This is a genomic window from Luteimonas changyuni, assembly GCF_039548395.1.
Classification (GTDB): domain Bacteria; phylum Pseudomonadota; class Gammaproteobacteria; order Xanthomonadales; family Xanthomonadaceae; genus Luteimonas.
This window is the reverse complement of the sequence record NZ_JBCLUZ010000030.1, coordinates 24,065-49,293: the sequence shown is the minus strand read 5'-3', so window position 1 is coordinate 49,293 and position 25,229 is coordinate 24,065. Positions and strand designations below refer to the sequence as shown.

Below are 25,229 nucleotides of genomic sequence, written 5' to 3'. Positions count from 1 at the left end.
GCGGCCGCGCCGGGATCCGACGCGTGCTGTACATGGCCACATGGAGCGCCATCCGCGCCCAGCCAGCCCTCAAGCAGCGCTACCAGGACCTGAGAGCCCGCGGGAAATGCGCCAAGGTGGCCTTGGTTGCCTGCATGCGCGCCTTCCTGGGACAGCTCAACGCCATGCTCAGGGACGGCAAATCCTGGCAGCCAGCCTTGGACTAATCAAAGACAGTTGCTCCCACAGGAGTTATCGGTCGCACAGGATTCACGCAAAGAAAGCTTCCGCTCTATTCCGCCTAAATCCGCGGCCCATCCGCGTGAATCCTTGGCAAAAAAGCTCTCCCCCACCCGCCACAGCCACCCGACGCAAGCGATCAATGCACCCCGTGGCACACCGACGTCGGTCCGAAGGACTCGCCGAAGCGGTTGCCGTGACCATGGTGCTGCCAGTAGAACGTCGGCGCCGGTACCGCCTGGTTGCCGATCTCGGCCATGTCGGCGGCGACGTCGAACAGGCGGCCATCGACCATCACGTAGCGCGTGTCGGCGGTATGGCGGATGTTCTCCAGCGGGTTGCCGTCCAGCACCACCAGGTCCGCGCGCTTGCCCACTTCCAGCGAACCCAGCTGCGATGACATGCCGAGGTAGTCGGCACCATCGATAGTGGCCGCACGCAGCGCCTCGAAGTTCGAGAAGCCGCCCTGGGTCAGCATCCAGGTCTCCCAGTGCGTGGCCATGCCCTGCAGCTGGCCGTGGCCACCCACCTGCACCTTGACCCCGGCGTCGCGCAGCTTCTTCAAGGACTTCGCCACCTCGATGTGGTGGTAGTCCCAGTCCGGCGCGGTCTCGCGGCGGATCGCGCGCGCGTCGAGCGTCTCGCGCGGGAAGAAACGGTTGAGCTTGGGGTCCTCCCAGACGTTGTCGCGCGCGTACCACCAGTACTCGCCCGACAGTCCGCCGTAGCTCACCACCAGGGTCGGCGTGTTGCGCACGTCGGTTTCCTTCCACAGGTTCACCACGTCCGCGTACAGCGGCGCGACCGGCAGGTTGTGCTCGATGCCGGTGGCGCCGTCGAGGATCATGGTCATGTTGTGGTGGAAGGTGGAGCCGCCCTCCTCCACCACCAGCATGCCGAGCTCGCGCGCGGCCTGGTTGACCTGCTGGCGCTGCGCGCGCCGCGGCTGGTTGTAGCTCTTCACCGAGAACGCGCCGTGCGCCTGCATGCGCCGCAGGTGGCTGCGGGCGTCGTCGAGCGAATCGATCTCGGCCTTGAAGCCGCCGTCGGCGCCATAGAGGATCGTGCCGGTGGAGAACATGCGCGGGCCGACCATGCGCCCGGCCTGCAGCAGCTCCGACTGCGAGTACACGAACTCGCTGGTCGCCGACGGGTCGTGCAAGGTGGTGATGCCGAAGGCGAGGTTGGCGTAGTAGGCCCAGTTCTGCTGCGGCACCACGCCCTGGCCGAAGTTCGAGGCGTGCGCATGCACGTCGATGATGCCGGGGATGATGGTCTTGCCGGCAACGTCGACCACGCGCGCGCCCGCGGGCACCTGTACCGAACCCGCCGCGCCGATGGCGGTGATGGTGTGGCCGTCGACGACGATCGTGCCGCCCTCGATCACCTCCCGCGCGGTCTCCGCGTCGCGCATGGTGACGATGCGCGCGTTGGTGAACGCGACCACGTCGCGCGGCGCGTACACCGGCGCGTCCAGGCCGACCGGCGTGCCGCCGCCCGGTGCCGGCTCGGCAATCCCGGCCGGCGCGCCGGGCAGGAAGGCGAAGGTCTGGTCGAGCCGGCGCGAGTGGTAGCGGTCGCCGACCATCCAGTGCAGCGACTTCGAGTCGGCCGCCCAGTGCAGGTAGCTGCCGACGTCGGCGCTGACCGCGCGCACCGGCACCGCCTTGCTCTTTCGGTCCAGCGCGATGCTGCGGCCGGCCTCCGGCATCGGCGCCACGTAGGCGTTGAACAACTCGGTGAACGCGACCCACTTGCCATCCGGGCTCACCTGCACCGAGTCGACGTACTTGAGGTCGAACACCGCGCGCGGCTCCTCGCCGTGCAGGCCGACCGACATCAGCTTCTTCTCCATGCCGTTGCCGGCCAGGTACAGCACGCGCGTGCCGTCATGGCTGAACTGCGGCGACTGGCCGGTCTCGGCCACGCGCACCGGCGTGCCGCCGGCCACCGGCACCACGTAGATGCCGCGCTCGCCCGACCACAGGCTGCCGGTCAGCCCGCCGCCGCCGCTGCGGCTGTAGACCACGTGCTTGCCGTCCGGCGAAAAGCGCGGGTGGTAATAGAAGCCGGGCTCTGCGGTGAGCCTGCGGCCTTCTGCGCTGCCGCCGGCGCCGCGCACGTGGATCGCGCCCAGGCCTTCGTCCGACCAGGTCGTGTAGAGCAGCTGGCGGCCGTCGGCGCTGAAGCTCGGCTGGTACTCGTAGACGTCGCGGCTGCCGGTCAGGCGCACCGGCGTGCCGCCGGGCAGGGCCTTGCGCCACAGGTGGCCGAGCGCATGGAAGACCAGGCTGCCGCCGTCGGCCGACGTCGCCACGTCGCGGATCATGCGCGGGTTGAAGCGGCCCTCGGGCAGCTGCTGTGCAAACCGCAGCGGCTGCGAGACCACCTGCTCCACCTGCGCGGTGAACGGGATTTTCGAGGCCGCGCCGCTGGCCATGTCCACGCGCCACAGGCCGCCCTGCGCCCACAGCACCACCGACTTCGAATCCGGCGTCCAGTCGAAGCCGCTGTAGGGCCCGAAGATCGCCCAGGCCTCCTGCTGGTCGTGGCTCAGCCCGTCCCACACCGGACGCACCTCGCCGCTGGCGATGTCCATGCGGTGCAGCACGCTGGCATCGCGCACGCGCTTGACGAAGGCCAGCGTCCTGCCGTCCGGCGACACCTGCGGCCGCACCGCGCCGCCGGGCGTGGCGACCACGGTCTCGGTCTTGCCGGTCTGGCGGTCGAAGCGCTTGATCGCATAGATCACGCCGTGCGGATCGCGGTTGTAGTCGAAGGCGCCGCCGGAGCTCACGTCCTGCGAGAAGTAGACGTAGCGGCCGTCGGGCGAAACCGTCGGCTCGCCGATGTCCTGCTGCTCGTTGGCCTTCTCCACCAGCTGGATGCCGCCGCTGGTGCCGGCGGCGTGGTACAGCCAGAGCTCGCCCGCGCCCAGCGAGCGCGTGGAGGTGAAGTGCTTGCGGGCGACGATGTACTGCCCGTCCGGCGTCCACGCGGGATTGTTGAGCAGGCGGAAGTCTTCTTCGGTGACCTGGCGCGGATCACTGCCGTCGGCGGCGATGGTCCAGATGTTGTTGCCGCCGCTGCGGTCGGAGGTGAAGGCGATGCGGCGGCCGTCGGGTGACCAGCGCGGCTGCACGTCCCAGGCGCGGCCGGTGGTGACGCGCGTGGCGGCGCCGCCGCTGATCGGCATGCGGTAGAGATCGCCCAGCAGCGCGAACACCAGCTGGCGGCCGTCGGGCGAGACGTCGACGTCCATCCAGGTGCCTTCGCCGGTTTCGAAGCGGACGGTCTTCGGCGTGCCCTGGGTGGACTCGACGTTCCATTTGGCCGCTTCTTCGTCGCCGTTGGCGTCCTTGCGCAGGCCGCGGGCGCTGTCCAGCGGCGCCTCGGCCTGGTTGGCGGCGGCGGCGTCAAGCGACTCCTGCTCAAGCTCGACGTTGTCGCTGCGGTCGCTGTCCTGCGTATCGGCGCGGTCGTCCTGCTGCTGCGAGGGCTCCGGGGCCGGCGGCGCCGGCGGCGGGTCCTGGGCCAGCGCGGGGAAGGTGGCGAGTACGCCGGCAAGGGCGAGGGCAAGGGCGTTGCGGGTCATGCAGCGATATCCGTCTGGGCCAAACCACCCACGATAATCGCCGCGCCCGTGCGGGACATCGCTCGAAAGTCCCGGTCCGGCCCGGCTTGCCTTCGGCGATCAATGCCCCCCGGCCGCTGCGGGATCTGCCGCGCATTCCAGGCCGAGTCAAGCCCGGCGGTCTTCCCGTGTGAGCTTGAAATCGGCGCCGCGGCACGCATATCCGCAGCCTGCCTGCCGTTTTGCAAAGGACACGCGCCATGACCACGACCACCGAGACCCGCAAGTTCGAAGCCGAAGTCGCCCAGGTGCTGCATCTGGTCACGCATTCGCTGTACTCGCACAAGGAAATCTTCCTGCGCGAGCTGATCTCCAACGCATCGGACGCCTGCGACAAGCTGCGCTTCGAGTCGATCGCCAACCCGGAGCTCCTGGCCGGCGAGCCCGAGCTGCGCATCGACGTCAGCTGGGACAGGGACGCGCGCACGATCACCATCCGCGATACCGGCATCGGCATGGACCGCGACGAGGTGGTGGCCAACATCGGCAGCATCGCCAGCTCCGGCACCCGCCGCTTCCTGGAGGCCATGGGCCAGGAGCAGAAGGCCGACGCGCGCCTGATCGGCCAGTTCGGCGTCGGCTTCTACTCCGCCTTCGTGGTCGCCGACCGCGTGACCGTGCTCACCCGGCGCGCCGGCGCCGCGCCCGAAACCGGCGTGAAGTGGGACAGCGACGGCCGCGGCGAATACACGCTGGAAGACGTGACCCTGCCCGGGCGCGGCACCACCGTGGTGCTGCACCTGAAGGCGGACGAAGACGAATTCCTCGACGCCTGGCAGCTGCGTTCGCTGGTGCACAAGTACTCCGACCACGTCGCGTTCCCGATCCGGATGCCGAAGGACGTGGCAGCGGACGCGGAAGAAGATTCGGCGTCGCCGGCGCCCACGTGGGAAACCGTCAACGACGCCTCCGCCCTGTGGACCCGCCCCAAGGCCGAGATCAGCGACGAGGAGTACCAGAACTTCTACAAGTCGCTGGGTCACGACTTCAACGACGCCGCCGCCTGGTCGCACAACCGCGTCGAGGGCAGCCAGAGCTTCACCACCCTGCTGTACCTGCCGGCGCAGCCGCCGTTCGACCTGATGATGGGCGGCCGCGACGAGCGCAAGGGCCTGAAGCTCTACATCAAGCGCGTCTTCATCATGGACGCCGCCGAAGAGCTGCTGCCCAACTACCTGCGCTTCGTGCGCGGCGTGGTCGACGCCGACGACCTGCCGCTCAACGTCAGCCGCGAGATCCTGCAGCACAACCGCCAGCTCGAGCGCATCAAGGGCGCCTGCGTGAAGCGCGTGCTCGACATGATCGAGCGCATGTCGCGCGACGAGCCGGAAAAGTTCACCGCCTTCCTCAAGGCCTTCGGCAACACGCTGAAGGAAGGCATCGTGGAAGACGCCGGCAACCGCGAGCGCATCGCCAGGCTGCTGCGCTTCGCGTCCACCAGGGGCGAAGGCGATGCGCGCAGCGTCTCGCTGGACGACTACATCGGCCGCATGCAGGAAGGCCAGGACGCGATCTGGTACGTCACCGCCGACGGCTATCGCGCCGCCGCCGGCAGCCCGCAGCTCGAGGCCTTCAAGGCCCGCGGCATCGAAGTGCTGCTGATGTCGGACCGCATCGACGAATGGATGCTCGGCCAGCTGCGCGAGTACGACGGCAAGCCGCTGAAGCACGTCGCCAAGGGCGAGCTGCCGCTGGACGAGGCGGAGAAGAAGAAGCTTGAAGACGCCACCGGCGCCGCCGCGCCGCTGCTGGAGCGGATCAAGGCGCTGCTCGGCGAACGCGTCGAAGACGTGCGCGTGTCGGCACGCCTGACCGACTCACCCTCCTGCCTTGCCCTGTCGGAATGGGAAATGGCGCCGCACCTCGCCCACCTGCTGCGCGAAGCCGGCCAGGACGTGCCCGAGCAGAAGCCCACGCTCGAGATCAACCCGCAGCACGCCCTGGTGCGCAAGCTGCAGGGCGAAGCCGACGACGCCCGCGCCACCGACCTGGCCACCCTGCTGCTGGAGCAGGCCGAGCTCGCCGCCGGCGCCCCGCTGCCGGATCCCGCCGCCTTCGTGCAGCGCATGAACCGCCTGCTTACCAGCTGACCGGAACAGCTCGCCGCCGAAACAGCTGCTCCCCTGTAGGAGCAGCTACAGCTGCGACCCCTGCGAAGCCCGCACCCTAACCCAGCCTCGCCGCATAATCCTCCCGCACAAACCGGTTGATGTAAGTGTTCAACCCATCCCCCGCATCGGCCAGGCGCTGCATTTCCAACACATGCTCCGCCCCGGGATGCCTGTCGTCGTAGCGATAGGTTCCGCCGTGGTGGAAGCGGATGACGATCCAACCGGGGCCGGCGTCATACGCCGCCACTCCGGAGTCGCGCGCCGCGCCATAGCGCTTCATCGCGGTTCGACTCCACGGCGTGCGCGCAGCCACGACAGCACGCCGGGTCGCATGCCCTTGAACTTCGGGTCGTCGGCAAGGGGCGCGACCAGCAGACGCTTCGGATCGAAGCGCCGTTTGATCGCGTGGTAAACCTGCGATCGCGTCCGCACCGACTCGGTGAGGTACAGCCCCGGCGCCAGTTCGACAAGATCCGGCGACGGCTCCGGATGGCCGGCGACGTCGATGTCCAGGTGCACCAGGTACAGGATTGGCTCGTGCGTGCCCATCCGCACGACATTCGCACTGCGCTGCGCATTCGGACGTGAATCCGCGGATCAACACGCCGGCTGCACGAAGCCAAACACGCAGCGCATCGTTGTTCAGCCAGGGCCGGGATTGCACGGGAATTTCATGGGTCGGGGTGGAAAGTAGTGCTCACTTTCCGAGGAGACCCCCATGACCAACGAAAAGAAAATCCAGCACACCCTCAACGATCTGATCGAAATCGCCCGCGACGGCAGCGAGTTCTACACCGAAGCCGCCGGCAAGGTGGACAACGGCGAACTGTCCACCCTCTTCACGCAGATGGCCGGGCACAAGCGCGAGATCGTCAACGGCCTCACCGCCGACGTGGCCGCTGCCGGCGGCAATCCCGCCGACCACGGCACCATGGTGGGCTCGATGCGCCAGGTCTATGCCAAGGCCCGCGCCGCGATGGGCGACACCAGCTATGCCTATGTCGCCGAGCTTGAAGAGCTGGAAGACCGCCTGCTGCACGCGTTCAAGGACACCGTCAACGACGCGGATACCCCCGCCGCGGCCAAGGCCGCCGCGCAGAAGTACATGCCGCGCGTGGTCGAGTGCCACGACATCATGCGCAACCGCAAGATGGCGCTGAAGAACGCCAGCTGAGTTGCGTTGCGTTGCGCCGGGCCCCGGCACATGCCGGGGCCTTCTGCCATCCGCAAGGCGCCTTCATATGCTTTTACCCGTGGCGCCTGCACAATCGATCGCTCATCAAGCGGAGTGTTGAAATGGGCCTGTTCTCCAAGATTTCCGAACGCATCTTCGGCCGCAAAAGCGCGCCGGAATCCACCCCCGCTCCGGCCACTGGCAGCAAACCGGCACCGGTGATCTTCAGCGGCAGCCCGCAGGATCCGAAGGTGGCGCCGCCTGCACCCGCCCCCACCGCGGCCCCGCCGGCCGCGGCCCCGGTCGACGTTGAAGCGGTGCTGACCGCGATGGCCGACGAGAAGGGCGGCAAGAGCGACTGGCGCCATTCCATCGTCGACCTCTTGAAACTGCTCGACCTGGACTCCAGCCTCGACGCGCGCAAGGAGCTGGCGGCCGAACTCGACGTCAATGCCGGTGCCCACGGCAGCGCCGAGCAGAACATCGCCCTGCACCGCGCGGTCATGCGCAAGCTGGCCGAAAACGGCGGCAAGGTGCCGGACGACCTGAAGGACTGAGCCGCAGGCGCGGTCGCTGCAGTATCACCGCCACGACCGCACATGCATCCAGAGCGCCCCGGCCCCGACCGGGGCGCTTTGCATCCGTGACCCGCCGCGCTCCGGCACCGCCCCACGGACGCGTTACGATGCCGCCCTTCCCGCCGTGCGCTGCAGATCCCCCATGAAGGCCCGCACCTCCGACGCACCGCAGGCCCCATGAGCAGCGCCTTGCGCTGCCCCGCGACCGGGACTGAACCCCGGATCGAACACCTGCAGCCGTGGATCGCCGCGCTCCTGAGCGCGCTGCTGCACCTGCTGGTGCTGCTGCTTGCGATGTCGTCCGCCACCATCACGATGTCGAACCCCGAGGGCGCGGCCGGCGGCAGCCGGATCGACGTGACCTTCATCGATGTGGCGGACGACATCCCGTCGCCTCCCGAGCATCCGCCCTCTCCGCCGCAGCCGCCGCGCAAACCCGTGCCCCCCCGCGACGCGACCCGGCCTCCGGCAGCCTCGCCCCTGCAGGTCGTGGAGGTCGTGCAGGCGGACGAGCCGCTGCCGCCCCATGCCCACACGCCCCGTGAAGCCGCAACGCCTCCCGCAAGCGCCGCACCGCCGACCCGGTCCCGCCGCCACGTCCGCGGCCAGCCGCCGGGAATGCTCCCCGAACACCACGCGCCCGTGAACGCCGGCCCCGCACCCACCTCCGCCACCGATCGCGGCCGCAGGTACCACGCGTCCGCCTCTGAAACCAATATGGAAGCCGGCGGCTTCCAGGTCATCTACGACCTCCTGGGCGAAGCCAAGCTGCGCGAATGGCGCGACGAAGGCATGACCGAGCTCTTCCTGCCGCTGCCGGGCACGCGCCGGCTCATGGTCTGCCCGCTTGAAACCGCGCTCCGGCGCGAATCCGGCCCCTGCCGCCTGGTGGAACCGGACGACCCCGGGCTGGCCGACATCGGCGATGCGCGCAAGGTCATCACCATGGACCGCGTGTACCGGCAGGGCGAACTGCTGTGGAGCGGGCCGGGCCCATACCGGTGAACCATGCCGAACGGCACGTCCCCCGCGGGCGCTGCAGGCACACTCTTGCGCTGACGCCCTTGTCCCGCCCCCTCCGGAGCACCATTCCATGCTGCGTACACTGCTGCTGTCCTCCGCGATCGCCCTCGCCCTGGGCGCCTGCGACCGCACCGCCACCGAGCCGCCGATGCCGACTGCCACCACCACGCCCACCGCCCCCGCACAGGCCGAGAACCCGCTCCTGGTCGCCAGCACCCTGGCCTTCCAGGCCCCCGTGTTCGACCGCATCGAGGACGCGCACTACCAGCCCGCGATCGAAGAAGGCATGCGCCAGCACCTGGCCGAAGTGCGGAAGATCGCCGACAGCACCGAGGCGCCGGACTTCGCCAACACCATCGAAGCGCTTGAGCGCAGCGGCGCCCTGCTGACCCGCGCCGCGGGCATCTTCTTCGCCATGACCTCGGCCAATACCAACCCCGCGCTGCAGGCAGCCGAAGAAACCCTGGCGCCGAAGCTCGCCGAACACGCCGACGCCATCCACCTCGACCCGGCGCTGTTCGCCCGCGTGAAGACCCTGCACGACCAGCGCGCGGAGCTCGGCCTCACGACCGAGCAGCTGACCCTGCTGGAGCACACCTACGACAACTTCGTCCGCGCCGGCGCCGAGCTTGATGCCGACAGCCAGGCCGAGCTGCGCAAGCTCAACAGCGAAGAGTCCTCGCTGACCACCGCCTTCTCCAACAAGCTGCTGGCCGCGACCAAGGCCGGCGGCGTGCTGGTGGACGACGTGGCAAAGCTGGATGGCCTGGATGACGCCGCCATCGCCGCCGCTGCCGAAGCCGCCAAGGCCGATGGCAAGGACGGCCAGTGGCTGCTGGTGCTGCAGAACACCACCCAGCAGCCGGTGCTGGCCTCGCTGACCGACCGCAGCCTGCGCGAGCAGGTCATGGCCGCTTCGCTTGCGCGCGCCGAAAAGGGCGACGCCAACGACACCCGCGCCACCATCCAGCGCCTGGCCGTACTGCGCGCGCGCAAGGCCGAGCTGCTGGGCTACCCGAACTACGCCGCCTTCAGCATCGCCGACCAGATGGCCGGCACGCCGGACGTTGCGCTGAAGCTGCTGACCGACACCGTTCCCGCCGCCACCGCGCGCGCCCGCGCGGAGCTGGCGAAGATCCAGTCCGTGGTCGACGCCCAGGACGGCGGTTTCCAGGCCGGCGCCGCCGACTGGGACTTCTACGCCGAGCAGGTGCGCAAGGCCGAGTTCGATCTCGACGCCGAAGCCATCAAGCCCTACTTCGAGCTCGACCGCGTGCTGAAGGACGGCGTGTTCTTCGCTGCCGAACAGCTCTACGGCATCACCGCGAAGGAGCGCAGCGACCTGCCCGTCTACCACCCCGACGTGCGCGTATTCGACATCTTCGACGCCGACGGCACCCAGCTCGCCCTGTTCTACCTCGACCCCTTCCAGCGCGAGAGCAAGCAGGGCGGCGCCTGGATGGGCAACTTCGTCGAGCAGAACGGCCTGACCGGCGACATCCCGGTGATCTACAACGTCGAGAACTACACCAAGCCCGCGGAGGGCCAGCCGGCGCTCTTGAGCTTCGACGACACCACCACGCTGTTCCACGAGTTCGGCCACGCGCTGCACGGCATCTTCTCGAAGACCACCTACCCCAGCGTCGCCGGCACCAACGTGCCGCGTGACTTCGTCGAGTTCCCCTCGCAGTTCAACGAGCACTGGGCGCTGGATCCGAAGGTGTTCGCGAACTACGCCAAGCACTACCAGACCAGCGAGCCGATGCCGCAGGAGCTGGTGGAGAAGATGGTGCGCGCGCGCACCTTCAACCAGGGCTATGCGACCACCGAATACCTGTCGGCCGCGCTGCTCGACATGGCCTGGCACACGCTGCCGGCCGCTGACGCAAAGAAGGACGTGGACGCGTTCGAAGGCGAGGCGCTGGCGAAGTACAAGGTCGACATGGCCGCGGTGCCGCCGCGCTACCGCAGCAACTACTTCAGCCACATCTGGGGCGGCGGGTATGCGGCCGGCTATTACGCCTACTTTGGCGCCGAGGTGCTGGACCACGATGCCTTCCAGTGGTTCCGCGAGAACGGCGGGCTGACGCGGGAGAACGGACAGGTGTTCCGCGAGAAGATCCTGTCGATCGGACATTCCCGTGATCTGGCCCAGGCCTACCGCGAATTCCGCGGCAAGGAGCCGAGCGTGGAACCGCTGCTGGAGCATCGCGGGCTGAAGTAACCGCACCAGCCTGTCCCTCGGGATGAAAGAAAAGGCCCGCACTTGCGGGCCTTTTTTCCGGCTCTATCCGCGGCTACGTCGCTCACGGCGAGGTGCGCGAGTTCTCGATGCGCTCAAGACACTCCCGCGACATCTCCCGCCCCGAGGCGACCGGCCATGGGGCGCTGCCCGGATCCTGCGGTTCGCCGCAATCCGCCAGCAATGCTCCGCCACGCCGGGCGTGCCGAAGTCGTTGGCCTGGCTGCCGGTGGCGAGCACCGGCACCATCGGCACGCCACGCCGGGACTGGCACGTTGGGGTCAGCAGCGCTGGCACCGTAGCCGCCTGGCCGGTCCGCAGCACCGGCCCAAGGAATCGAATCGTAAAGAAACAGGTTCGCTTCGTCCTCCATCACCCTGCTGGAGTGCGGTTCGACGCGTGAACAGGCGCCTGTTATCGTTCTGGAACCGTAAAGAAACAACGGCTCCACATGGCCCGCCCGCCCTCCGCCACGCTTGCCGACCTGCTGGCCCTCCTGGCCAGTGGCCAGGCCGTGCGCGCCTCCCGCATCCTTCGTGAACTCGGCATCAGCCGGCCGGTGCTGGGACGGCTGGTGCGCGAGGCCGGAGACCAGGTCCTGCGCGTGGGTCGGGCACGGGCCACGGCCTATGTGGCCCGCGCCAGCAGCGACGCCGGCAGTGTGTGGCCGCTGTGGCGGATGCGACCCGATGCCACGCTGGAGGAGCTCGGCATGCTGTATCTGCTGAGGGGAGAACGGTTCCAGTTCGAACCGGCCGGCGGGCGACCCAACCTCAACCGGCCGGTGGATGACGTGCCCGGCCATTTCCCCGGTTTGCCGTGGTTCCTGGATGACCTGCGCCCGCAGGGCTTCCTCGGCCGCAGCCTGGCCCATCGCAGCGGCCCCGGGCTCGGCGTTCCCACGGACCTCAAGCGCTGGCAGCTGCGTGACAGCCTGCTCGCCATCACCCGTACCGGCGGCACCGCGATCGGTGACCTGCTGCTGGGCAGCCACGCCGTCGAGCTGGCATTGGCTGAACTGGACGCGCCAGCTGATGCCGTGGCAGCGGCCGGGCGGCGCACGCAGTACTCCGACTGGGCCGAAGCCGCCCTTGCAGGCGAAGAGATCGGCTCATCACCCGGCGGCGAGCAGCCCAAATTCACCAGCACCGTGCTCACGCCGGATGGCCGCTACGCCGCCCTGGTGAAGTTCGCCGTCCACGACACCGGGCAGGCGGCGGCCCGCTGGGCCGAGCTGTTGGCCTGCGAACAGATTGCGCTTGCCTGCCTGCGCGATGCCGGTCTCCCCGCCGCCGAGGCGGAACTGGTCGATGCCGACAGGCACCTGTGCCTGGAAGTGCGCCGGTTCGACCGCAGCCAGGACCGTATCGGCAGGCATGGTTTCGTCTCATTGCTGGCCCTGGATGCCGCTTTCGTCGGCACCGGAGGTCATGACTGGTCGCTGGCAGGCGAGCAGCTCGCCGCAGAAGGTCTGATCGACGGGCAAACGGCAGGCCAGATGGCCGCGCTGCACTGGTTCGGCCGCTTCATCGGCAATAGCGACATGCACGCCGGCAATCTCGGCTTCCATCTCGCCGACGCCGGCCCGCTCGCACTCGCACCCGCCTACGACATGCTGCCGATGTACCTGGCGCCATCACGCACGGGCGCCGCGCGTCCCGCCGTGCCGCTGGCCCTCGCGCCTCCGGAACGGACCGGACATACCGGCCACATCGCACGCGCGGCGGACGCGGCGATCCGTTTCTGGGACCGGGTGGCCGGGTCGGAGCGGATCCGCTCCGCTGACCTGCGGCAGGTGGCACTTCGCAACCATGAACTCGTGGCGCGGTATGCGCGCACGTTTGCGGCGGCCAGGGTCACGTCGCACCCGATCGCCAGGGCCTGAGGCCCACGCACATCCTCAACCCTTGACGCACACCACCTGCCGCAGCATGTGCACCACCTCCACCAGGTCCGCCTGCGCCGCCATCACCGCATCGATGTCCTTGTAGGCGGCCGGCGACTCGTCGATCACCGCCTGGTCCTTGCGGCATTCGACATGCGCCGTGGCCTCGCGGTGCTGCTTGAGCGTGATGCTGTTGCGGCACTCGGTGCCTATCTTGGAAACTTTCCGTCGACGTACAGCCAGCGACCTTCGACGCGTTCAAACCGGCTGACCTCGTGCAGCCGCACCGCGGGCGCGCCACCGGGCTTGCAGCGGGCGACGAACTCGACCACGGCGGTGTCGTCGCCCATCACGGCATGGCGCCTGATCTCCAGCCCCAGCCAGCGCAGGCCCGGGCGGTCGTCCAGCTCGAGCGGATCCGGCCGCGTGGCCGGGTGCCAGGTGGCCGCGAGGTAGTCGCGCAGGCCGAGCACGTAGGCGCTGTAGCGCGAGCGCATGAGCGCCTCGGCGGTCGCGGCGGGAGCGCCGTCGTGCAGCGGCTGGCAGCAGCTGGCGTAGGTGGTCGATGGGTTGCAGGGGCAAGGCATGGACATGGTGCGTGGCAGGGTACGACGGCAAGGCGCGAAGCCTGGTGGTGACAGCCGCCGCCCCCGGGAGACGTCAACGCTTGAGCCCGGCCACGATCTCCGACACGTCGAGGCCCAGTTCCAGCTGCACGCGCACGTACTCGCGCTCCTTGCGCGAGAGCGTGCGGCCGGCTTCGACACGCACGTCTTCCGCCTGCAGGATGCGGATGATCTGCGGCATGGCCGAACCGATGGCATCGGCGCCGTAGCCCGCTTCGCGGAGGGCGGCGCGGAGGAGGTCTTCAACGTCCATGGCAGGTCCTGACAGGTGCGAGGGGGGGCGTGCATTGTGCGACATGCGGCTCTCGCGCGAAGCCCGTGGCGTTCAGCCCTGCAGCCGCTGCAGCACGAAGTGCCACGCCGGCAGCGTCGCCAGCGACAGCACGATGCCGTAGCCGACCAGCGCGGCCGCCAGCCGCGGCGCCATGCGGTGCGAGATCGCAAGCGCGGCGGCGGTGACCATGGTCGGCATCGCCGATTCCAGCACCGCCACCTGGCGCATGTCGCCCTCCAGCCCGAAGCCCAGCGCGAGCGCGAGGGCCAGCGCCGGCAGCACCGCCAGCTTCAGCACCAGCCCCAGCGCCAGCGGCCGCACCTCGTCGCGCGGCAGCCGCAGCTGCACCGTCAGGCCCACCGCCAGCATCACCAGCATCAGCATCACCCCGGCCAGCTGGGCGAGCGCGGCGGCGATCCACGCCGGCGGGTGCTCGGGCATCAGCGTCAGGCCGAACACCAGCGCCCAGGCCGGCGGAAAGCGCACGATGCGCAGCGCGATCATGCGCGCCGTGGGCGGCTCGTCACCGCCGTAACGCGCCAGCACCACCAGCCCCAGCGTGGACAGCATCACGAAGGTGCCGAACTGGTCGTAGACCACCGCATAGGGCAGCGCCTGCGCGCCCAGCAGCGCCTCGACCATCGGATAGCCGATGTAGCTGGTGTTGCCCAGCATCGTGCACAGCAGCAGCACCCCGAGTTCGTCGCGGCGCAGCCGCAGGCGCGGCGCCAACAGGCGCAGCAACGCCCAGCTGGCCGCCGCAAGCAGCCAGGGCACCGCCACCAGGCCGAGCAGGTCCGGCTCGAAGCGCAGCCGCGGCACGTACATCAGGATTGCCGCCGGCAGGCAGACGTACAGCACCACCAGGTTGAGCGTGTCGGCCGCGCCTTCGGGAAACACCCGCAGGCGCGCGAACAGCATGCCCAGCGCCAGCATGGCGAGCATCAGGGCGAAGGCGTCGAAGGCCATCGAGGCCGTTATCCGTGGTGGGGAAGTGGACCATCATAAGAGTCGGGACCTGGCGCGCCATTCGCCATTGGGCGGTGGTCGCCCGATGTGTCCACGTGCGCCACCATGTCGGCCTGCCTACCGACGGGACGACACATGGCTCTGCTCTACATGCTGCTCGTGGTCGCACTCACCTGGAGCCTCGGCGCCCTGCAGCTGTGGCCGCGCATGCGCTGGGTCCGAGAGCTGCCGCTGTGGTTGGGCGGCGCACTGGCGGTGGGCGTGGCGGCCTGCGTGGCCTGGGGGTTCGTGGGCGTGCTGCGGATTGGCGACTGGCAGGCGCTGTCGATGGATCAGGCCATGAATCGTCTTTTCGGCACCGGATCGCTCTGGTTCCAGCGTTCCGGCTGGGCGATGCTCGACCGGGTCACGAACATTTACGTCACCCTCGATCTCGCGTTCACGCTGCTGGCTCTGAGCGCTGCTTCCATGCATGGCTACGTGTTCTGGGTCGGGGTGGCCGAGCGGCGGCGGCGGGCGGCGGTGCGACGCCTTCGTTGACAGCTACGGGTCGAGCAGTGCGTTTTGCGCCGCGTTCCAGCGGCAAGTGGGACAACCGCCGGAGCGCTATGCGCATGCGGGCAGCGAAGGGGCCTGAGCGGGTCAGTCCGCCGCTTCGGGCGGCCCGAGGTTGCCGCGGCTGTACATGCCGGAGCGGTCGAAGCAGCAGGCCCGGCGCTTGCCCGACGCCAGCTGGTCGCAGGCGGTGGCAATGCGCTTCACGCGCGTCTCGGCCTTCTTGCCCGAGGTCACCCACTGGATCCAGTCGCGGCGGGCGACGGGGGTGATGTCGTCCCAGGTGGTCTTTGCGGCGGGGTGCGCGGCCAAGGCGTCGCGCAGATCGGGCGGCACCTTCGGCTCGGGCTCCTTCGCCAATGGTGCGATCTCCAGTGCCACCGTGTCGCCGGGCTGCACCCCGGCGGCTTCGATCAGTGCCTTGTCGACTTTCAGCCAGTGGCTGCCCTGGCCATCCGGCTCCAAGGTGGTCTGGAACGTCGCCGAGGCGAAGGTGCCCTCCACCGTTACCTGGCTGCGGGTCGGGAGCTTGGCGCTCGCGGCTGCGGGAAGGATGAGGAAGGCCCAGGTGGCGGTCTTCGGCTGCGCGGGCCGGTGAAGGACTGCTTCGAAGCGAACGGCTGCGGGCACGGTCTTGACCATGTCGAAACCTTAGCACCGGGACGAATGCGAGCAAATTCAACGAATCAACGCGTTGTCGGCGCTGGGCCCGACGGTGTTCGCGAATTACGCCAAGCACCGCGAAGCCGGCGAAGCGATGTCGCAGGCGCTGGTGGACAAGTCGCCAAGAAGGAGCCGAGCGTGGAGCCGTTGCTGGAACACCATGGCCTGAAGTAGGCCCAGCCGCGTCCGCAGACACGAAGAAGGCCCGCATCGCGGGCCTTTTCTCTGGCCGAAAATCTATTCCACTTCGAATTCCCCGACCAGCACGGTCTCGCGCACGTCCGTCAGCCGGAGCGTCACAGCACGGTCGTGCTGGTTCGCCTGTCCGAAGTTGGTGGACAGCCACAGCTGCAGCGTGGTGGCGCCGGTCACGAGCTGCTGGCGGTCACCGAAGAAGTTCGCCTCGACCTTGTATGTCCCCCGCCTGGCCTTGCGAAGGGCGAATTCCTCCGGCCCGTATCCGCCGGTGAGGTCCTGCGACATGCGCCCGCCCTGGTAGGTCAGGCGGTTGCCGTAGTACGCCCGCTCGCCATCGGGATCGGTCACCCACAGGTCCATGTCGCTGTTGTCGGAGTCCCAGCTCAGCACCGTCCTCAGTGCGAGCGGCAGGTTGCGAAGCAGGCGGCGGTCGACGAACGACGTGTCGAGCGGCGACCGGGCGGTGGCGACGATGCCGTTGAGCTCCGCGAGCGCGATTTCCGACACTCCGCTGAAGCGCGGGTCCCATTCGCCCTCGACGACCTCGTACAGGCGCTCGATCGCCTCCTGCGGGCGGCCGGCCGCCGCGTACGCAAGCCCGAGGTCGCGGTACGTCTGCGGCTCCTCGCCACCCATCTCCTGCACGCGCTCAAGCACGTCGACGGCGAGCTGCGGGTGCCCGGCCTGCATCAGGCGATAGCCCAGCACGCGCAGCACGTGGCGGTTCTCCAGGTCCATCTCGGCCAGGTTGGACAGCACGCGCAGCGCCAGCGCCGGCTGCTTCTTCTCGAACAGGACATCGGCGACATCGAGGTAGAACGCCGTCCCCGACGCGTTGCGCGCACGCTCGTCGAGGTAGTGCGGATACACCTGGTCGGCGGGGAGCTGGCGCAGGCGTCGCGCCGCGGGTGCGTCGGAGCGCCAGGGCGCCAGCGTGATGGATGTGCCGGCCGCGGCCACGTCGCCCTCTTCGACCCGTGAGCCCGTGACTTCGATCCGATCGAGGGACGCCGGCGCGGCCGATGCGGGCGGGGCCGGCGGCGGCGCGGGCGTGTCGATCGGCGAGGGGGCGTCGAACACCACCGGCGGCTCGCCTGCTCCAACCGGCACCATCTCCCCCTGGTCCGGCCGCGAACCGCGGCCGTCCTTCGGGAACGGGGCTTCCCACCACGCCACGCGTGCATTCCAGGCCTCGGCGATGGCGTCGAGCCGCTGCTGCCGTCCCGCCGAATGCGTGCGTTCCCGCTCGCCCTGCAGCCGCGCGAACGCCTCGCGCAGTTCCGCGGGAGGCTGGATGTCGTAGCGGACGTAGTCCTCCACGTCGTCGAGCACCAGCAGCGAGGTCTGCGGCGTCACCATGCCGAAGTCCTTGCCCAGTCCGGCAATGGCGGCACGGTGCCGGCGCGGGTCGGACTGGAGCGCGGCGAGCCTGTAGCTCGCCCAGACGCGCGCCGCGAGATGACCCTCGACGAGGCTATCGAGCGGAACGTCGACCGACCGGTGGTTGCCCACGGCGTCGGTGACCTGCAGTCGCAGCGAGGACTGGGCCTCGACCAGGCGCCCTGCGATCCGGAACACCCCGTCGCGCGCGTGGATGGACGCGGCGACCAGGTCGGTCACGCCAAGGCCCTCCAGGGTCGTCAGCCGGGGCGCGTCATGAAGGAGTTCGCGTTCTGCCGCCGCCAGCCCGGAGCTGTCGCGCATGCCGATGAAGGCGCCCCCGCTGGCCTCGGCCAATGCCTGCAGGCGCGCGCTGTCGCCGCCGCTCCCCGCGTGTATGGCAAACAGGCGCTGCATCGCGCCGAGGCCAGGGAATCCCGACGCGCCATAGTTGAACAGGCCGTCGCCGAACAGCAGGTACTCGCCGACGGCCGGGTTCGGTTGCCAGCCATCGGCACGTGTCGCGCCGTCGTACACCGTGCGTTCCAGCGCGCGACGCAATGCGGACCAGTCGCCATTGCGCACGTTGAAGCGCTCGACCGGATCCGCGACATCGCGCAGCCGGACCAGCTGCACGTCGACCGTGCCCGCCTTGCGGAAGTAGACATCGAGCAGCGCGAACTCGAGATCGTGCGCGCGCCGCGCCCCGGACATCGAGGCATCCCAGAGCAGGCCGACCGAGCCGGGCAGCCGGCGTTCCACCGCGGCGCCACCGGCGGGAACCTCGGCCACGAAGTACGTGCCGTCGCCATGCCGCTGGCTGTGGAAGCGCGGCGCGGCCGCGCCCGGGAACTGCAGCGTGATGCCCTGGCCGGGACGCGTGCTGCCGCGCCCGACCGCGATGCGGTGGGCGCCGTCACTGCTCGACACGCGCACCGGACGCACGGTGCCGGTGACGACCGGCGCTTCGGCGGAACGCACGGTGACCTGCACCTCCGGCAATTCGCGCGCGAACTGCAGCGGCACGGTCGTCGACCACCCCGCGCTGTCGCGCCGGAGGGCTTCGGACACGATGACCCGCACGCGGCGCTCCCCACGCGGCGGAAGCGGATAGACCCGCACCCGGAAGAACTCGCCCTGCGTCTGCTCCAGCAGGCCCGGATCCACCTGGCGGCGCTCGATGGATTCGAACACCTGGCGGGCACGCTCCTTTTCGACCGGCACGGCATCGCGCATCCGTCCGTCGATGTCCAATGCAAACCCGACCACGCTCTGGCCCGGCTGCAGCGGGAACTCCAGATGCCCCTCCAGCACCCGCGCGTTGGGGTTGTGGAAGGTCATGTCGATGGTGGTCTGCACCAGACCGGCCGCGACATCGACCTCAATGGCCGCCGACGCGAGCCGGACCGGCACCTCGGCATGCTCGGCCTGCATGGCCATGGGCGGGAGGCCACGGGCGGGCGCCTGCGCAGGAGATGCACCCGACAAGCAGAGACCTGAAAGCAGGGCCACGGACAGCGCGAAAGACCGCATAGAGTTCCCCTCGCCCTCCCCGCGCAGTCGCTTGACCGCGCTCCCCTGGGTGACGCCCGTCGCAACAATAGCCGGAGCAGGCGGGGCCGGCGCAAGCCGGTGGCGCCAACGTCGCCCCGCCGCAGGCTGACGTCCGGCCCGCCACGACGTCACCCCCAGATGCGCACCGCCAACCGCCTGTACCCGCGGGAGCTGTACCAGGGCGTGTTCTGGATCGACAACCCGAAGCTCGTCTACCTGGGCATGCAGGACCAGTACTACACCTTCAACATGTTCGACGCCCAGGCGTGGGTGGCGCGCGACGTGATCCTGGGCCGCACCGCGCTGCCCGACACCGACGCCATGCGCGCCGACAGCGAGGCCTGGTTTGCGCGCGAGAACGCCTGCGCCGACGCCAACGACGACATCGATTTCCAGACGGCCTACGTGCGCGACCTGGTCGACCGCACCGACTACCCCGAGTTCGCGATCGAGAAGGTGGCCGAGATGCGCAAGGAATGGCAGCGCGACAAGCAGGCCGGCATCCTCGACTACCGCGACAAGAGCTACCGCTCCACGATCACCGGCACGCTGGCGCCGCGGCACCACACGCGGTGGATGGAGGCGATGGACGACTCGCTGCAGGCGTTTCTTGATGACTCGCGCGAGCTGGAGGACCAGCCTGAGGTGAAGCAGGTGCCGGTGTCTGCGGTGGCTGGAGCTGTCGGCTTCGCCGAACCGATCCGCCGCCGCGCCTGAACGCGGCAGTTGCGGTGGCCGGCTTCAGCGCTTGAGGCCGGCCACGATCTCCGACTCGTCGACGCCCAGCTCGAGCTGCACACGCACGAACTCGCGCTCCTTGCGGGACAGGATCCGGCCGGCTTCGAGGCGCACGTCTTCCGCCTGGAGGATGCGCATGATCCGCGGCAGCGCCGAGCCGACGGCATCGGGCCCGTAACCGGCTTCGCGGAGGGCAGCGCGGATGAGAGCTTCGACGTCCATGGGACATCCTGGCGATGCGGTGGGCGGGACATTGTGGGGCATGTGGGGAAGTGCGGGCGCCGAGGTTGAGTCGCGAGCCGAGTACGCCGGCGCGCCGGAGGCGGCAGCTCCTCCTCCGCGGCCTCGCCGTTCCTGCGTGACCAGGGGGGTCCCACAGAGTCACTCCCATGACATCTCATCCTGTGTTCTTGCAGCCGGCCATCGTGCTTGTCCCGCCTGCCTGCCTGGCGACTTACCACCCTCGTCGGCCCACGTGTCAGCAAGGAATGATCATGCGCTCGACACAGTGCTCATTCCCCGGCATCTGCGAGTTGCGACAAGGAGGCGTGCACCGTGGCAACGCCAGTCCGCGTGCCCACTATTGTCATGACACGCACGCGCGACAGCTAGGGGATTTAGCTACGGCCCATCAAGACTTCTGGTCGCAGCTGCTGCGAATGCCCCGAGACACAATCATGCACCTTGCCGACTAGTCATGGTGGTGCAACTTGCATAACTATGGTGCAAGATGCATCACTTCGCCAAGGAACGGACCTGCATGAGCGGCCACGCGAGTCACTCGGTCAGAACTTCTTTCACTCTTTCGCGCCTGCAGCACGAGCGGCTCAGCGAACTTGCACTCAGGAGCGGCGTATCCGTCGCATGGCTTATCCGCTACGCAGTCCAAGAGCTTTTGGACAACCCAGAAGCCGGCCAGCTGCCGTTGCCAATCAAGAGAGCGATGCATCGGGATGCTGACTAACCGCGTCGAACAGCCCCCCTATGGGCTGATTGCTCAGGGTTCATTTGCCAAGCCGCAACCGGGACGATCACTGGGTGGCGCCATCTTGGCGGCGCAAAAGCCCTTCAGGGCGGGAGTGGCGGCGCTAATTGAGTCGGCTGACGTCAAATGCGTCAGCGTAAATAGCATTTTTGACTGCACAGTACTCGGCCCAGGCGCCACAGTTGAGGCGACGCATATTCGCCTGGCGTGGCTACTCGTAAACGTGTCCTTCATCCATGCTGCGCTGGAGCAGCGCAAACATCTCTCGCCGATCACTGAAAGCGCTGAATGGTTCTTCAGAAGTAGGGAGCATGTTCAGAAGGCGCTAGCGACATTTTCACCCTTCTCAATCCGAGCGGCCGACGAGGCGCTTGCCAGCGTTAAGATTGACCAAGAGTTATGGGATTTGTATCCATATGTCATCGAACCACAGGGTCATGTTTCGCGATCGTGCCTCCAAAGGGAGGACGCACGTAACATCCGCAAGTCTAAAAAGGCTGACGGCGTTTACTACACTCCTAGCGATGTCGCGGACTTCATGGTCGCTCAGCTTGTGGGCGAGCCTGAGATTCGTGGTGCTTGGATCGACCCAGCCTGTGGTTCCGGAGTCTTTCTTCGCTCAATAATTACTCACGCAAAGAGCAGCAGAGCCTACGCTGCAACACGGGGCGTCGACCTCATTCTTGAACATGTCTACGGTATCGATAAGAGTGCGCTAGCTACCGATGCGTGCGCATTTGTCATGCTCGCAGAACTTGGACTAAATGATTTTCACGTAATAAGTCCGTTTGAACTCTGGAAACGTCTCAAACAAAACGTGGCTTGCATGGATGCGCTCAATATTTCGCCCAACAAGTCTGCCGGCGATCTCTTCTCCGAGCAGGGCGGAACTCGCAGTCTCTCATCGCTTTTTCCACGCAGCGCAACGAACAGTATTCGCTATCTAGTGATGAACCCACCCTACGCTGTTTCTAATAATCAAAACTCTGTAAGGGGCGCCTGGATCGCTCTGGAGGGTGGGGGTGGCAAAAAGGCGGACTTGCATCTCGCTTTTACGGAGATGATGTGGCGCCTTGATTCCATCGAGTCCGCGGCAGCCGTCCTCCCGCTATCCATTGCAACGAATACCACGCGCATTTACACCAAGGTTCGAAATGCCTTTGTGGGATCAAGCGGCCGCAAGGAAATGCTGTTTTTTGATAGGGAGCCTCAAGCTCTCTTCGGAGAGGACATAAAGACGCGCAATGCTATCTTCTTCCGCTTTGTGTCAGACACTAATTCCTTGCACACGAGCCAACTTCTAAAATGGACGGCTCCACAACGAGCGAGTATTTTCAATAGGGAAAGACTGGCCCCAGTGCAGTCACGACTCTGCAGGACACTTATTCCAAAGTTGGGTACTCCAAATGAAGCGTTTGCGTACGATCAAGTCCGCTCGCGCAACCTAGACCCGGTAACTAAGTATGCAACAACACTTTCCCGGCGCACACTCGCTCAGCTAGTTCACGGCCATAAAGAAGACCGAGCCTCGATCTCTATTGGTGGCACGGGCTACAATTTCCTTAATGTTTTCTTTTCTTCCGAGCTCGCAAATTATGTCTTGGATAGCGAGCGTCTTTCGTCTTCGCCCACGATATTTTTGACCTTCCCTGACGAGGAATTGGCCTTAGCAGCCTACGCCTTGCTTTCCAGCCGTCTTGCGTTCTGGATGTGGCGCGTGGAGGGGGATGGATTCCACGTCACTTCAGACTTCATCAAGAAGCTTCCATTTTGGAGTGTTCTCGAGGACAGATCCTTGCTAAGAGAGCTCGCGGAGAACGGCAAGGACATACGCGACGCATCCAGCTCTTCGATTGCGCGGAGTTTAAATGGAGGAAAGGAAACCTATTCCTTCCATTGCGGCTTTGATCGTGCGTCCAGCCAGCGCGCAGAAGAAATCGCTCTTACTCGTCTATTAGGAGAAACAACATTTTCCTCCGAGCTGGATCGAATTATCCATGTCGTTACGTCAATTGATGGCAAGAAGCGCCGCAATCACCATATGAAACTCGGACTTGAGCTATAAATGAAGAAGATCTCAAAAGAAGTTAAAGACAAGAGCGCACTGACGAAAGAGGAATGGAAGGAATATACAAAGACCGTTTGGAGTATTGCAAACGTAAGTCATCCAGAACACCCCGCGATCTTCCCAGATGAGCTGCCGCTGCGACTCATAAAGCTCTTCAGTTTTTGGGGTGAAACCATTCTCGACCCGTTCGGCGGAGTAGGCACTACGGCTCGAGTTGCCCTCTCGCTGGGCCGTAACGCAATCACGGTTGACCAGAACAAACGTTACTTAGAAGTTGCAAGCCAGCACTGTGAGGAGGCCGCGAAGTCAAGCGATAGCAAAGTTGTGTTCAAAGCGGTGTTAGGCGATTGCCGAAGCATGGATTTCATTGAAGACAACTCCATGTCTCTAGTCGTGACCAGTCCGCCGTACTGGGACAAGGCGGACTATGGCAAAGGCGCTAAGAACATCGGACGCGACGGGTCATATACAGCATTCTTGAGAGAGATGCGTGATGTCTTCGCGGAATGCTTTCGTGTACTTGAGCCAGGGCGCAAAATTTGCGTCAACACAGCTAACGTCAATCAGTTCACCGACCATGGGCTTTTGACTTTTCCGATTGCCGCAGACTTTTGCATGATCTTGCGCGATCTCGGGTTCGTTATGGTCAATGAACTTATTTGGTCCAAGGACAAGACTGGAGGACGATGGGGCTCCGCAGGCGCGCAGCGCCCCATCTTCGGTAGCTACCCGTACCCGCCAAATTTTCTATTCAAGAACGTCCATGAGTACATTCTCGTGTTCGCAAAGCCAAATGGTGAAAAGCGCAAGGGCGACAAAGTGCGCAACTATGCTGACATAATGGAGACAGGCGCCCCCGCAGCGTCGTCAAAATCGTTAGATGAAACGCCACCACGTCGAACTCGTAAGGTTGCTGGGAACCGTTAGCCTTGTCGGGTTAGTGACGCCAGAGACGAGACCGTTTCGCAGCGCAGTCATGATTGCGCTGCCTCGGGGAGACGAAGCGTCGTAAACCTCATACTGAATACCCGAGCTGGAATGATCAAAGCGCATGACTGGGTCAACCATCGTTCGCATTTCCGGAATCTCTAGTTTCAATGTGTTGATGCCTGACCCGCCGCTAGCCGCCGCGATAGATACGACATGCAGCTCTCCAGTGTGAGCGCTGGTGACGGACATAGCCCCGTTGAAGAATGCGGATTTCTGCACGGCGACTGGAATCTGAGTCTGCGTCGGCCGGTCTATGACATGAGCCTTTCGCACGCGCATTAGCAGAACTTGTCCAGTGGATGCGGGTGCTGCAGCTGGTGCCGCAGGGGTCGCCGATACTGCGGCGGTTGTAGTTGTCGACGTACCAGGTGCTGCAGGCGCATTAGGCAGCGGTGGCACCTCAGGGATCGTTGGCGCGGATACGTGGATTGAACTGAATAGCTTGACCGCTGCTGTCCCTGGCTTCTTTGCGGCTGCTCTACGGGCCGCTGACTCAGCCCTAATTGTCGCTTCTGATTTTATGTAGCCGTTATCTTCAAGCGCCTCAATCAGAGGCTCATCAAGCACGCGAACGAGACCCGTGGAAGCGTCCCGCCATGTATCGAGTGCATTAAGAGTGGCAAGGAGAGTTGGGTTATCGAGTGCGAGGTCAAATTGAAGCGCTGCCTCTGTATTTCGAAATAGACCTGCCTCAGTTATGTTGTTGGAGCCAATAATGATCCGAGCGGACTCGTTATTCCGCAGCAGGTAAAGCTTAGGATGGAAAATAGTTCCACTTTCGTTATGGTGAATGAAAGCCTCAGCTGACTTGCCGGCACCTAAGGCCAGAAGCGCACGAAGACCGTCACTACTCGTATTCTCAAGATCGACCCCAACTGTCGTGGAAAGAGCTCCCCCACGGTCGAGGAATCCTTCTAGAGCAGGGGCGAGGTGCGCCAGACCCGAAGCACGAATCCACGCAACCGCGATGTCTAGTTTTGTCCATACTCCGGAATTGAGTGCAGCGGTCAGTTCGTGACCAAGCCTAGTCGCTAAAGGTTGATTAAAGAGCATCGGTGTCCCCCCTAAGTGGAGGCCGCATGCTAGCAGGGGTGAGAAGCTTCCTCGTCACCGCAAGCTTAGAGAGCTGGTACACGCGCAGAGACCGCAGCGTCGACTGGGTCCGTCCTCCACTCCCCTCGCGTCAAGCACCTTCCGCCGTCGCGAGTGTGGCAGTTTGTCGCCGATAGGTTTCCAATCAAGTCGAGCCGAAAGCCCCGAGTTTTTGCGTCAATCCTTTGGCTCCCCGCATTTGTTAGCGCGGAAAAGCAGCTCGAGCTTTCTCTCGCATCAATTGTCGGACGAGACGTCTGGCGCATGGCGA

At 66.2% G+C, this 25,229-nt stretch carries 20 protein-coding genes and 2 pseudogenes; 12 read left to right on the top strand and 10 right to left on the bottom strand.

Annotated elements, in window-relative coordinates:
- Positions 1–206: pseudogene (locus tag WCD84_RS11330) on the top strand (IS110 family transposase); the annotation flags it as partial.
- Positions 207–358: 152 nt separating this feature from the next.
- Here the strand turns inward: WCD84_RS11330 and WCD84_RS11325 are convergent.
- Positions 359–3,814 (bottom strand): amidohydrolase family protein, encoded by a 3,456-nt coding sequence (locus WCD84_RS11325; RefSeq protein ID WP_343281442.1) that lies wholly within the window; start codon positions 3,812–3,814, stop codon positions 359–361.
- 239 nt (positions 3,815–4,053) lie between these two features.
- Between WCD84_RS11325 and htpG the strand changes: the two genes are divergently transcribed.
- Positions 4,054–5,943 (top strand): molecular chaperone HtpG, encoded by a 1,890-nt coding sequence (gene htpG, locus WCD84_RS11320; RefSeq protein ID WP_343281441.1) that lies wholly within the window; start codon positions 4,054–4,056, stop codon positions 5,941–5,943.
- Positions 5,944–6,019: 76 nt separating this feature from the next.
- Here the strand turns inward: htpG and WCD84_RS11315 are convergent, their stop codons facing one another.
- Positions 6,020–6,244, bottom strand: a complete 225-nt coding sequence (locus WCD84_RS11315; protein WP_343281440.1) for a hypothetical protein — start codon at positions 6,242–6,244, stop codon at positions 6,020–6,022.
- A complete protein-coding gene (locus tag WCD84_RS11310; RefSeq protein WP_343255200.1) occupies positions 6,241–6,513 on the bottom strand; it encodes a hypothetical protein in 273 nt (90 codons plus the stop codon). The genes WCD84_RS11315 and WCD84_RS11310 overlap by 4 nt, the downstream gene beginning before the upstream one ends.
- 169 nt (positions 6,514–6,682) lie before the next feature.
- On the opposite strand from WCD84_RS11310, the gene WCD84_RS11305 reads away from it, so the two are divergent.
- From WCD84_RS11305 to yjjJ, 5 genes are all read left to right on the top strand, one after another.
- Positions 6,683–7,138 (top strand): PA2169 family four-helix-bundle protein, encoded by a 456-nt coding sequence (locus tag WCD84_RS11305; RefSeq protein ID WP_343281439.1) that lies wholly within the window; start codon positions 6,683–6,685, stop codon positions 7,136–7,138.
- Positions 7,139–7,260: 122 nt separating this feature from the next.
- Entirely contained in the window at positions 7,261–7,695 is a 435-nt protein-coding gene (locus WCD84_RS11300) for a DUF3597 domain-containing protein (RefSeq protein WP_343281438.1), read from the top strand.
- 198 nt (positions 7,696–7,893) lie between these two features.
- The gene (locus tag WCD84_RS11295) at positions 7,894–8,721 is read left to right on the top strand and encodes a type II toxin-antitoxin system RelE/ParE family toxin (protein WP_343281437.1); all 828 of its coding nucleotides are present in this window, start codon (positions 7,894–7,896) and stop codon (positions 8,719–8,721) included.
- An 88-nt stretch (positions 8,722–8,809) separates the two neighbouring features.
- Positions 8,810–10,963 (top strand): peptidyl-dipeptidase Dcp, encoded by a 2,154-nt coding sequence (gene dcp, locus WCD84_RS11290; RefSeq protein ID WP_343281436.1) that lies wholly within the window; start codon positions 8,810–8,812, stop codon positions 10,961–10,963.
- A 469-nt stretch (positions 10,964–11,432) separates the two neighbouring features.
- Positions 11,433–12,866: a type II toxin-antitoxin system HipA family toxin YjjJ gene (gene yjjJ / locus WCD84_RS11285; protein WP_343281435.1), complete on the top strand. Its 1,434-nt coding sequence runs from the start codon at positions 11,433–11,435 to the stop codon at positions 12,864–12,866.
- 15 nt (positions 12,867–12,881) lie between these two features.
- Here the strand turns inward: yjjJ and WCD84_RS11280 are convergent.
- The 4 genes and pseudogenes from WCD84_RS11280 to WCD84_RS11265 form a co-directional block, all read right to left on the bottom strand.
- A pseudogene (locus WCD84_RS11280) lies at positions 12,882–13,073 on the bottom strand (RtcB family protein); the annotation flags it as partial.
- A 2-nt stretch (positions 13,074–13,075) separates the two neighbouring features.
- The gene (locus tag WCD84_RS11275) at positions 13,076–13,459 is read right to left on the bottom strand and encodes a YchJ family protein (RefSeq protein ID WP_343255206.1); all 384 of its coding nucleotides are present in this window, start codon (positions 13,457–13,459) and stop codon (positions 13,076–13,078) included.
- 67 nt (positions 13,460–13,526) lie between these two features.
- Complete coding sequence (locus WCD84_RS11270; RefSeq protein WP_343281434.1) at positions 13,527–13,745, bottom strand: polyprenyl synthetase; 219 nt, start codon at positions 13,743–13,745, stop codon at positions 13,527–13,529.
- Positions 13,746–13,817: 72 nt separating this feature from the next.
- Positions 13,818–14,735, bottom strand: a complete 918-nt coding sequence (locus WCD84_RS11265; protein WP_343281433.1) for an AEC family transporter — start codon at positions 14,733–14,735, stop codon at positions 13,818–13,820.
- A gap of 135 nt (positions 14,736–14,870) precedes the next feature.
- On the opposite strand from WCD84_RS11265, the gene WCD84_RS11260 reads away from it, so the two are divergent.
- Positions 14,871–15,275 (top strand): hypothetical protein, encoded by a 405-nt coding sequence (locus WCD84_RS11260; RefSeq protein WP_343281432.1) that lies wholly within the window; start codon positions 14,871–14,873, stop codon positions 15,273–15,275.
- Between the two features lie 102 nt (positions 15,276–15,377).
- Here the strand turns inward: WCD84_RS11260 and WCD84_RS11255 are convergent, their stop codons facing one another.
- A complete protein-coding gene (locus WCD84_RS11255) occupies positions 15,378–15,932 on the bottom strand; it encodes a YdeI/OmpD-associated family protein (protein WP_343281431.1) in 555 nt (184 codons plus the stop codon).
- A 258-nt stretch (positions 15,933–16,190) separates the two neighbouring features.
- A complete protein-coding gene (locus WCD84_RS11250; RefSeq protein ID WP_343281430.1) occupies positions 16,191–18,971 on the bottom strand; it encodes a VIT domain-containing protein in 2,781 nt (926 codons plus the stop codon).
- Between the two features lie 252 nt (positions 18,972–19,223).
- Here WCD84_RS11250 and WCD84_RS11245 point away from each other — a divergent pair, with 252 nt between their 5' ends.
- Positions 19,224–19,802 (top strand): hypothetical protein, encoded by a 579-nt coding sequence (locus WCD84_RS11245; RefSeq protein ID WP_343281429.1) that lies wholly within the window; start codon positions 19,224–19,226, stop codon positions 19,800–19,802.
- 24 nt (positions 19,803–19,826) lie between these two features.
- On the opposite strand, the gene WCD84_RS11240 is transcribed toward WCD84_RS11245, so the two are convergent.
- The gene (locus WCD84_RS11240; RefSeq protein WP_343281428.1) at positions 19,827–20,045 is read right to left on the bottom strand and encodes a polyprenyl synthetase; all 219 of its coding nucleotides are present in this window, start codon (positions 20,043–20,045) and stop codon (positions 19,827–19,829) included.
- Between the two features lie 508 nt (positions 20,046–20,553).
- Here WCD84_RS11240 and WCD84_RS14380 point away from each other — a divergent pair.
- Genes WCD84_RS14380 through WCD84_RS11230 form a run of 3 tightly spaced genes read left to right on the top strand, consistent with a single transcriptional unit; the run spans position 20,554 to position 23,803 of the window.
- Positions 20,554–20,787 carry a ribbon-helix-helix domain-containing protein gene (locus tag WCD84_RS14380; protein WP_449280108.1) on the top strand — a complete coding sequence of 78 codons (234 nt, stop codon included), beginning with the start codon at positions 20,554–20,556 and terminating at the stop codon, positions 20,785–20,787.
- Positions 20,777–22,873 carry an N-6 DNA methylase gene (locus WCD84_RS11235; RefSeq protein ID WP_343281427.1) on the top strand — a complete coding sequence of 699 codons (2,097 nt, stop codon included), beginning with the start codon at positions 20,777–20,779 and terminating at the stop codon, positions 22,871–22,873. The genes WCD84_RS14380 and WCD84_RS11235 overlap by 11 nt, the downstream gene beginning before the upstream one ends.
- Positions 22,874–23,803: a site-specific DNA-methyltransferase gene (locus WCD84_RS11230; RefSeq protein WP_343281426.1), complete on the top strand. Its 930-nt coding sequence runs from the start codon at positions 22,874–22,876 to the stop codon at positions 23,801–23,803.
- Positions 23,804–25,229: the final 1,426 nt, after the last annotated feature.

Coding starts and splice junctions, on each gene's coding strand:
- WCD84_RS11240 (WP_343281428.1), bottom strand. CDS start 20,045: ATGGACGTCGAAGCTCTCATCCGCGCTGCCCTCCGCGAAGCCGGTTAC.
- WCD84_RS11270 (WP_343281434.1), bottom strand. CDS start 13,745: ATGGACGTTGAAGACCTCCTCCGCGCCGCCCTCCGCGAAGCGGGCTAC.
- WCD84_RS11255 (WP_343281431.1), bottom strand. CDS start 15,932: ATGGTCAAGACCGTGCCCGCAGCCGTTCGCTTCGAAGCAGTCCTTCAC.
- htpG (WP_343281441.1), top strand. CDS start 4,054: ATGACCACGACCACCGAGACCCGCAAGTTCGAAGCCGAAGTCGCCCAG.
- dcp (WP_343281436.1), top strand. CDS start 8,810: ATGCTGCGTACACTGCTGCTGTCCTCCGCGATCGCCCTCGCCCTGGGC.
- WCD84_RS11305 (WP_343281439.1), top strand. CDS start 6,683: ATGACCAACGAAAAGAAAATCCAGCACACCCTCAACGATCTGATCGAA.
- WCD84_RS11315 (WP_343281440.1), bottom strand. CDS start 6,244: ATGAAGCGCTATGGCGCGGCGCGCGACTCCGGAGTGGCGGCGTATGAC.
- yjjJ (WP_343281435.1), top strand. CDS start 11,433: ATGGCCCGCCCGCCCTCCGCCACGCTTGCCGACCTGCTGGCCCTCCTG.
- WCD84_RS11295 (WP_343281437.1), top strand. CDS start 7,894: ATGAGCAGCGCCTTGCGCTGCCCCGCGACCGGGACTGAACCCCGGATC.
- WCD84_RS11230 (WP_343281426.1), top strand. CDS start 22,874: ATGAAGAAGATCTCAAAAGAAGTTAAAGACAAGAGCGCACTGACGAAA.
- WCD84_RS11310 (WP_343255200.1), bottom strand. CDS start 6,513: ATGGGCACGCACGAGCCAATCCTGTACCTGGTGCACCTGGACATCGAC.
- WCD84_RS11325 (WP_343281442.1), bottom strand. CDS start 3,814: ATGACCCGCAACGCCCTTGCCCTCGCCCTTGCCGGCGTACTCGCCACC.
- WCD84_RS11245 (WP_343281429.1), top strand. CDS start 19,224: ATGCGCACCGCCAACCGCCTGTACCCGCGGGAGCTGTACCAGGGCGTG.
- WCD84_RS11300 (WP_343281438.1), top strand. CDS start 7,261: ATGGGCCTGTTCTCCAAGATTTCCGAACGCATCTTCGGCCGCAAAAGC.
- WCD84_RS11235 (WP_343281427.1), top strand. CDS start 20,777: ATGCTGACTAACCGCGTCGAACAGCCCCCCTATGGGCTGATTGCTCAG.
- WCD84_RS11260 (WP_343281432.1), top strand. CDS start 14,871: ATGGCTCTGCTCTACATGCTGCTCGTGGTCGCACTCACCTGGAGCCTC.
- WCD84_RS11265 (WP_343281433.1), bottom strand. CDS start 14,735: ATGGCCTTCGACGCCTTCGCCCTGATGCTCGCCATGCTGGCGCTGGGC.
- WCD84_RS11275 (WP_343255206.1), bottom strand. CDS start 13,459: ATGTCCATGCCTTGCCCCTGCAACCCATCGACCACCTACGCCAGCTGC.
- WCD84_RS11250 (WP_343281430.1), bottom strand. CDS start 18,971: ATGGCCATGCAGGCCGAGCATGCCGAGGTGCCGGTCCGGCTCGCGTCG.
- WCD84_RS14380 (WP_449280108.1), top strand. CDS start 20,554: ATGCATCACTTCGCCAAGGAACGGACCTGCATGAGCGGCCACGCGAGT.